9 protein-coding genes are annotated in these 7,587 nt (G+C 68.0%); all 9 read left to right on the top strand.

Annotation, left to right across the window (positions count from 1 at the left end; all coding sequences use genetic code 11):
- Positions 1-191 precede the first annotated feature (191 nt).
- Positions 192-1,136, top strand: a complete 945-nt coding sequence (locus tag AB4Y99_RS22925; RefSeq protein WP_441524954.1) for a heme o synthase — start codon at positions 192-194, stop codon at positions 1,134-1,136.
- The gene (locus tag AB4Y99_RS22920) at positions 1,133-1,306 is read left to right on the top strand and encodes a hypothetical protein (protein ID WP_166652956.1); all 174 of its coding nucleotides are present in this window, start codon (positions 1,133-1,135) and stop codon (positions 1,304-1,306) included. Before AB4Y99_RS22925 ends, AB4Y99_RS22920 begins: the two co-directional genes overlap by 4 nt.
- Positions 1,306-1,926 carry a cytochrome c oxidase assembly protein gene (locus AB4Y99_RS22915; RefSeq protein WP_112762904.1) on the top strand — a complete coding sequence of 207 codons (621 nt, stop codon included), beginning with the start codon at positions 1,306-1,308 and terminating at the stop codon, positions 1,924-1,926. The genes AB4Y99_RS22920 and AB4Y99_RS22915 overlap by 1 nt, the downstream gene beginning before the upstream one ends.
- A gap of 53 nt (positions 1,927-1,979) precedes the next feature.
- Complete coding sequence (locus tag AB4Y99_RS22910) at positions 1,980-2,843, top strand: cytochrome c oxidase subunit 3 (protein ID WP_112762905.1); 864 nt, start codon at positions 1,980-1,982, stop codon at positions 2,841-2,843.
- Between the two features lie 75 nt (positions 2,844-2,918).
- Positions 2,919-3,293 (top strand): DUF983 domain-containing protein, encoded by a 375-nt coding sequence (locus AB4Y99_RS22905; protein ID WP_038360917.1) that lies wholly within the window; start codon positions 2,919-2,921, stop codon positions 3,291-3,293.
- Entirely contained in the window at positions 3,290-4,054 is a 765-nt protein-coding gene (locus AB4Y99_RS22900) for an SURF1 family protein (RefSeq protein WP_441524953.1), read from the top strand. The genes AB4Y99_RS22905 and AB4Y99_RS22900 overlap by 4 nt, the downstream gene beginning before the upstream one ends.
- A gap of 85 nt (positions 4,055-4,139) precedes the next feature.
- Entirely contained in the window at positions 4,140-5,555 is a 1,416-nt protein-coding gene (thrC, locus tag AB4Y99_RS22895) for a threonine synthase (RefSeq protein ID WP_441524952.1), read from the top strand.
- A 32-nt stretch (positions 5,556-5,587) separates the two neighbouring features.
- Complete coding sequence (locus tag AB4Y99_RS22890) at positions 5,588-6,892, top strand: M16 family metallopeptidase (protein WP_038362286.1); 1,305 nt, start codon at positions 5,588-5,590, stop codon at positions 6,890-6,892.
- Between the two features lie 6 nt (positions 6,893-6,898).
- Positions 6,899-7,498 carry a GNAT family N-acetyltransferase gene (locus AB4Y99_RS22885; protein ID WP_038360913.1) on the top strand — a complete coding sequence of 200 codons (600 nt, stop codon included), beginning with the start codon at positions 6,899-6,901 and terminating at the stop codon, positions 7,496-7,498.
- Positions 7,499-7,587 lie beyond the last annotated feature (89 nt).

Genomic DNA, 7,587 nt, shown 5'->3' with positions numbered 1-7,587 from the left:
AGTTCGAGACGCTGCCGCGCATCACCGGCTCGGACCATTGAGACGACCGGCGGCGGACCCCAGGGTCCGCCGCCGCCCTTCCCCCGAGCGCCTCCCGAGAGGCGTTCCGGAGACGGGCGACCGCAAGCCGCTCGCAATGACCCGGCCCCCTGAACGGTGCCGATCCAAAGAGTACGAAGACGATCAGATCGATGTCCGCCGCGTTTGAAACCCACACCGAAGGCACCATCGCCTCCACCGGCGAGGCGCGCGATTTCTTCGCGCTSCTGAAGCCGCGGGTGATGTCGCTCGTCGTGGTGACGGCGCTGACCGGCATGGCGACGGCGCCCGGCACGGTGCACCCGGTGCTGGCGCTGGCGGCGCTGCTGGCGATCGCGGTCGGGGCCGGCGCCTCGGGCTGCCTCAACATGTGGTACGACGCCGATATCGACACGCTGATGAGCCGCACGGCCAAGCGCCCGATCCCGTCAGGCCGGATCCTGCCCTCCGAGGCGCTCGCCTTCGGGCTGACCCTCTCGGTCGGCTCCGTGCTGGTGCTCGGGCTCGTCGCCAACCTGCTCGCGGCGGCGATGCTGGCCTTCACCATCTTCTTCTATGCCGTCGTCTATTCGATGTGGCTGAAGCGCTGGACGCCGCAGAACATCGTCATCGGCGGTGCCGCCGGCGCCTTCCCGCCGATGATCGGCGAAGCGGTCGTCACCGGCCAGTTCGGCTGGCACTCGCTGGTGCTGTTCGCGATCATCTTCCTGTGGACGCCGCCGCATTTCTGGGCGCTGGCGCTGGTCAAATCCGCCGATTACGCCCGCGCCGGCATCCCGATGATGCCGAATGTCGCCGGCCCGGCCGCGACGCGCCGGCAGATCGTGCTCTATTCGCTGGTCATGGCGCCGGTCGCGGTGCTGCCCGCGCTGATGGGCTTCGGCGGGCTGATCTATCTCGTGGTTTCGGTCACGACCGGGCTCGCGATGATCGGGCTTTCGATCCAGGTCTGGCGCCGCACCGAGGGACAAGCCGCGATCAAGGCCTGCTGGTCGCTCTTCGGCTTCTCGATCCTCTATCTGTTCCTGCTCTTCGCGGTGCTGCTCGTCGAGAACGGCTTCGGCCTGATGTGGACGCTGCCGAAGGTGATCGGATGAGCGAGAATCACAACCGAAAGGTCGCGCCGGCGCCCTTCTCTCCGGAGGACATGGCGCGCCGTCGGCGTCGGAACCTGGCGCTCGCGCTGGTTCTGGCCGGGCTGGTGGTCTTCTTCTTCGTGGTGACGCTGGTGAAGACCGGCCCGGCCATCATGAACCGGCCGCTGTGATGACGAAGCCCTCCGACAGCCGCGTGGCGACGCATTCCGCGAAATCGACCCGCACGGCGCTGATCTGCGTCGGCGTCGCCTTCGGCATGCTCGGCATGTCCTTCGCGGCCGTGCCGCTCTACGACCTGTTCTGCAAGGTCACCGGCTTCGGCGGCACGCCGCAGATCGGCACCGCCGCGACCGGCAAGGTGCTGGACCGCTTCATCTCCGTGCGCTTCGACGCGAATGTCGCGCCCGGCCTCGGCTGGAAGTTCGAGGCCGAGAGCCCCGAGATCAGCGCGCAGGTCGGCATCACCCAGACGGTGTTCTACAAGGTCACGAATCGCTCCGACCGCACGGTGACGGGCATAGCGACCTACAATGTCACGCCCGAGCAGAGCGCGGCCTATTTCGTGAAGATCCAGTGCTTCTGCTTCACCGAGCATACGCTGAAGCCGGGCGAGAGCTTCGAGGCGCCGGTGGTGTTCTACATCGACCCGGAAATCGCGCAGAATCGCGATCTCGACGGCATCAAGGCCATCACCCTTTCCTACACCTACTTCGCCTCCAAGGCAGGGCAGCCGGTCGCCGAGGACCAGGCCGGCACCGCCAAGGGTGACGCGAAGAATCCGAAACTGTAAAAGCGCGCTCACAGAGAGCGCGGACAAGAAGTCGCACGCGGAGACCGAATACGATGGCCGGGGCCCATACGAAGCACCACGATTACCACCTCGTCGATCCGAGCCCGTGGCCGCTCATCGGCGCGACCAGCGCGACCATCATGGCGATCGGCGCCGTGATGTGGATGAAGGCCCTGCCGGTCGGCGGCCTGCATATCGGCCCGCTGGTCTTCGGCGTCGGCATGCTCGGCGTGCTCTACACCATGCTGTCCTGGTGGATGGACGTGATCCGCGAGGCGGAGAAGGAAGGCCATCATACCCGCGTGGTGCAGCTCCATCACCGCTACGGCATGATCATGTTCATCGCCTCCGAGGTGATGTTCTTCGTCGCCTGGTTCTGGGCCTATTTCGACGCGAGCCTGTTCTCCTACGAGCAGATCAATTTCCTGCGCCACGACTTCACCGGCGGCGTCTGGCCGCCGAAGGGCATCGAGACCTTCGATCCCTGGCATCTGCCACTGCTCAACACGCTGATCCTGCTGACCTCCGGCACCACCGTGACCTGGGCGCACTACGCCCTGATCAACAATGACCGGGCCGGCCTGAAGCAGGGCCTGTGGCTGACCGTGATCCTCGGCCTGCTGTTCACGCTGTGCCAGGCCTACGAATATTCGCATGCGGCCTTCGCCTTCAGCGGCAACATCTACGGCGCCACCTTCTTCATGGCGACCGGCTTCCACGGCGCGCATGTCATCATCGGCACGATCTTCCTGGCGGTGTGCCTCTACCGGGCCTATCTTGGCCACTTCAAGCCGGAGCAGCATCTCGGCTTCGAGTTCGCCGCCTGGTACTGGCACTTCGTCGACGTGGTCTGGCTGTTCCTGTTCGTCTCGATCTATGTCTGGGGCGCTGGCGCACAGACCGCTGCCGGGCACTGACCGGCTGCCGCGCGCCCGGCGGTCGCGCTGACAGAAGGCGGCCGCGAGGCCGCCTTTTTCGTTCAGGAGGCATCAATGGCCGAACCTCAACCCTCCCTTCCCTCCCCCTATGCGACGGGGCTCGCCGGGCGCTGCCCGCGCTGCGGCGAGGGCGCGCTTTTCGACGGCTTCCTCAAGCTGAAGCCGCGCTGCAGCGCCTGCGGGCTCGACTACAAATTCGCCGATTCCGCCGACGGGCCGGCCGTGTTCATCATGCTGATCGCAGGCTTCGTGGTGCTGGGGGCGGCGCTCTATGTCGAGATCGCCTATGAGCCGCCGATCTGGCTGCATCTCGCCATCTGGCTGCCGCTCGCGATCGCCATCTGCCTCGCGCTGCTGCGGCCGATGAAGGGGCTCGCGGTGGCGCTGCAATACGTCAACAAGGCCGAGGAAGGCAGGCGCGAGAAGTGACCTCCCCGTCAGCCAAGGCGAAGAGACCCGGCCTGCTGCTACCGGGGCTCCTGACCGTTCTGGGCGCCGTAGTGCTTTGCGGGCTCGGCACCTGGCAGCTCGAGCGGATGCAGGAGAAGCGCGCCTATATCGACCGGCTCGAAACCCAGTCCGCGGGCGCCCCAGCGCCGATGCCGCCGAGCACCGACTGGGCGAAGCTCGACGCCGGTGCGCTCGACCTGACCCATGTGGTCGCCAAGGGCAGCTATGCCGACGAGCATGTCGCAGGCGTGCGCACCACGATCGCGGCGGGACCGCCGGGAACACGCCAGCTCTCCGGCTTCGGGCGCTGGATCTTCCAGGGCTTCAGGCTGGAGGATGGCGGCGTCATCCTCGTCAATCGCGGCTTCGTCCCCGAAAGCAAATTCGGGCAGATCCGTCCCGCTTCCGGCCCCGACACGATCCGCGGCTTCCTGCGCGCGCCCGAGACGCGCAATGCCTTCACGCCGGCGGACCTCCCGGCGATCCGCGAGTTCTACACCCGCGACCCCGCGGCCATCGCCGCCGCCCTCAACCTGCCGCCGGCGCCCTTCTATCTGGAGGCCGAGCGCGAGGGTGACGGGCTGACGCCGCCGGCCGGCGTCGATGTGCGCGAGCTGATCGGGCGCATTCCCGACAATCACCTGCAATATGCGCTGACCTGGTTCGCGCTCGCGCTGACGCTGGTCGGGGTGTTCGGAGCTTATGCCTGGCAGGGTCGGAAAGGCGCGAGCTCGGCCTGAGGCCGCAGGATCGACATCAAACGGTTTTGCCCAAAGCAGCAGACCGGCCTATAGCATCAGATATAGATCAAAGAGGCCCAAGACCGTGCTGCATGTCTCCACCCGGGGCGAAGCCCCGGCGCTCAGCTTTTCCGACGCGCTCCTGACCGGGCTCGCCCGCGACGGCGGACTCTATCTGCCGCAGAGCTGGCCCACGCTCGACGCCGCCGAGATCGCCGGCTTTTCCGGCAAGCCCTATGCCGCCGTGGCAGAGCGCGTCATCGGCGCGCTGAGCGACGGCGATGTCGAGCCAAAGGCGCTCGGCCGGATGATCCACGACGCCTATGCCGGCTTCCGGCATCCGGCCGTCTGCCCGCTGACGCAGATCGGCGACAACCTCTTCGTGCTCGAACTCTTCCACGGCCCGACGCTCGCCTTCAAGGACGTGGCGATGCAGCTTCTCGGGCGGCTGATGGACCACACGCTCGGCCTGCGCGGCCAGCGCGCCACCATCGTCGGCGCGACCTCCGGCGATACGGGCAGCGCGGCCATCGACGCCTTCAAGGGGCTGAAGAGCGTCGACGTCTTCATCCTCTATCCGCAGGGSCGYGTCTCGGACGTGCAGCGSCGGCAGATGACCACGGTSGAYKCRGMSAACGTCCACGCCATCGCGGTCGARGGCACMTTCGACGAYTGCCAGAACCTGGTGAAGGCGATGTTCAACCATCACGCCTTCCGCGACGAGATCGGCCTCTCCGGCGTCAATTCGATCAACTGGGCGCGCATCGCCGCGCAGGTGGTCTATTACTTCACGGCGGCGGTTTCGCTCGGCGCGCCCGCCCGCAAGGTGTCCTTCGCAGTGCCGACCGGCAATTTCGGCGACATCCTCGCCGGCTGGGTCGCCAAGCGGATGGGCTTGCCCGTCGAGCGCCTGACGATCGCGACCAACAGCAACGACATCCTGCCCCGCACGCTGGCGAGCGGCGTCTACGAGATGCGTGGCGTCCAGGCGACGACCTCGCCTTCGATGGACATTCAGATCTCCTCCAATTTCGAGCGGCTGCTGTTCGAGGCGCATGGGCGCGACGGCGCCGCCGTGCGGCGGTTGATGCAATCGTTGCAGCAGTCCGGCCGCTTCGAGATCGGGCCCGAGCCGCTCGCCCGCATCCGCAGCGAGTTCGAGGCGACGGCGCTCAGCGAGAGCGAGATCGCCGCCGAGATCCGCCAGACCTGGACCGAGAGCGGCTACCTCGCGGATCCGCACACCGCCATCGGCATCGGCGCCGCCCGCCAGAAGCTCGCCCGCCATGCTGCGACGCCAACGATCGTGCTCGGCACCGCCCATCCGGCCAAGTTCCCGGCCGCCGTGAAAGCGGCCAGCGGCGTCGAGCCCGTGCTTCCGGCGCATCTCGCCGATCTGATGGAGCGCAAGGAGCGGGTTACGTTGCTGCCGAACGACCTCGCGGCGATCGAGACCTTCGTGCGCGAGCATGCCCGCGCCGTGCGGGGGGCCGCGGCGTGAGCGTGGCCGCGCCCGCCGAGCTGGCCGAGATCGTGGCTCCCGACGAAAGCCGTGGCGCGCATGATCCCGATGTCGGCCTGACCACCCTGCCCTCGGGGCTGCGGATCGTCTCGCAGCACATGGAGCATGCGGCGACCGTCTCGCTGGGCATCTGGATCGGGGCCGGCTCGCGCGACGAGCTGCCCCATGAGCATGGCCTCGCCCATCTTCTGGAGCATATGGCCTTCAAGGGCACGGCAAGGCGCAGCGCCTTGCAGATCGCCGAGGAGATCGAGAGCGTCGGCGGCGACCTCAACGCGGCGACCAGCGTGGAATACACCTGCTACACCGCCCGCGTGCTCGGCGCCGACCTTGCGCTCGCGGTCGACATCCTCGCCGACATCGTCACCGCGCCGGCCCTCACCGAGGAGGAGCTGAAGCGCGAGAAGGGCGTGATCCTGCAGGAGATCTCGGCGGTGCAGGATACGCCGGACGACCTCGTCTATGATCGCTTCCTGCAAGCCGCCTTCCCCGACCAGCCGATCGGCCGGCCGATCCTCGGCACGGCCAAGACGGTGAAGGGCTTCACGCCCGACGCCATCCGCGCCTATCTCGCCCGGAACTACCATGCCGGGAACATGGTGCTGGCGGCGTCCGGCGCCGTCGACCATGACGAGCTCGTCGCGCTCGCCCGCAAGCATCTCTCCGCCCTGCCCGCGCGGCCGGCGGTGCCACTCATCCGCGAGCCCGGCGAGTACCGCGGCGGCGAGGCGCGGATCGGCAGCGACGAGGAGCAGGTGCATCTCGTGCTCGGCCTGCCCGGCCTGCCCTTCGCGCAAGGGGCGCATTATCCGCTGCAGATCTTCGCCTCCGTGCTCGGCGGCGGGCTGTCCTCGCGGCTGTTCCAGGAGGTGCGCGAGCAGCGCGGCCTCGCCTATGCCATCGACGCCTTCCATTGGCCCTTCTCCGATTGCGGCGTCTTCGGCATCGGCGCCGGCACCGCGCCGGAGGATGCCAATGAGCTGATCGAGGTCGCGCTCGGCTGCCTGCGGCAAGCGGCGGAAGACGTGACCGAGGTCGAGGTCGCCCGCGCCCGCGCCCAGATGAAGGTCGGGCTGCTGGCTTCGCTCGAGAGCCCGGGCGGCAAGCTCGAGCAGATGGCGCGGCAGGTGCTGCTGTTCGGCCGGGCGATCCCACGCGAGGAGCTCGCGGCGCGGCTCGATGCGGTGACGCTGGCGGATGTGCGCAATGCCGGCCGCTCGCTGCTCGGCCACCAGCCGACCATCGCGGCGATCGGCCCCCTCCATGGATTGCCGCCGGCGAAGCGACTGCGCCAGGCGGCGCGAGCGGCGGACTGACCGGCGATGGCACTCTTCCGTTTCCCGAGCGAGCCGCAGAGCCGCCCGCTGATCCGGACGCCGAATCTCTACCTGCGCGCGCCATCCATCGACGACTTCGCCACCTGGGCGGTGCTGCGCATGGAAAGCCGCGAATTCCTGGCGCCCTGGGAGCCGACCTGGAACGAGGACGACCTCACCCGCAACGCCTTCCGGCTGCGCGCCAAGCGCGCCGCGCGCGAGATCTCCACGGACGAGGCCTATTCGCTCTTCATCTTCGAGAGCCATAGCGAAACCCTGCTCGGCGGGCTGACGCTGGGGCTGATCCGGCGCGGCGTCGCGCAGGCCTGCACGCTCGGCTACTGGATGGGCCAGCGCCATGCCGGCAAAGGGCACATGACCGAGGCCGTGCGCGGGGCGCTGCGCTTCGCCTTTTCGGAACTGGCGCTCCACCGCGTCGAGGCGGCCTGCCTGCCCAATAACGAGCCGTCGCGACGATTGCTGGAGCGTGTCGGCTTCCAGCCCGAAGGGCTGGCGCGGGCCTATCTCAAGATCAACGGCGTCTGGGCCGATCACCTGCTCTATGCCGCCCTTTCCAACGACCGCCTGCCGGGGGCAAGCCGTTGACCGCGGCAGTGGACGGCAGGCGCGCCCTGCCTTGCCCTCGCCACGAGCGGCCGATAGGACTTTTGCTTCAATATCGAACGATCATATCC

The sequence above is a fragment of the Allobosea sp. TAB14 genome, from assembly GCF_052113865.1.
GTDB lineage: Bacteria > Pseudomonadota > Alphaproteobacteria > Rhizobiales > Beijerinckiaceae > Allobosea > Allobosea spartocytisi.
The sequence above is the reverse complement of the archived record's forward strand: the minus strand, read 5'-3'. Positions and strand labels throughout refer to the sequence as shown.

What these genes read in the sequence shown, in the direction of transcription:
- AB4Y99_RS22920 (WP_166652956.1), top strand. Translation starts at nt 1,133, where the DNA reads ATGAGCGAGAATCACAACCGAAAGGTCGCGCCGGCGCCCTTCTCTCCG.
- AB4Y99_RS22915 (WP_112762904.1), top strand. Translation starts at nt 1,306, where the DNA reads ATGACGAAGCCCTCCGACAGCCGCGTGGCGACGCATTCCGCGAAATCG.
- AB4Y99_RS22910 (WP_112762905.1), top strand. Translation starts at nt 1,980, where the DNA reads ATGGCCGGGGCCCATACGAAGCACCACGATTACCACCTCGTCGATCCG.
- AB4Y99_RS22905 (WP_038360917.1), top strand. Translation starts at nt 2,919, where the DNA reads ATGGCCGAACCTCAACCCTCCCTTCCCTCCCCCTATGCGACGGGGCTC.
- AB4Y99_RS22885 (WP_038360913.1), top strand. Translation starts at nt 6,899, where the DNA reads ATGGCACTCTTCCGTTTCCCGAGCGAGCCGCAGAGCCGCCCGCTGATC.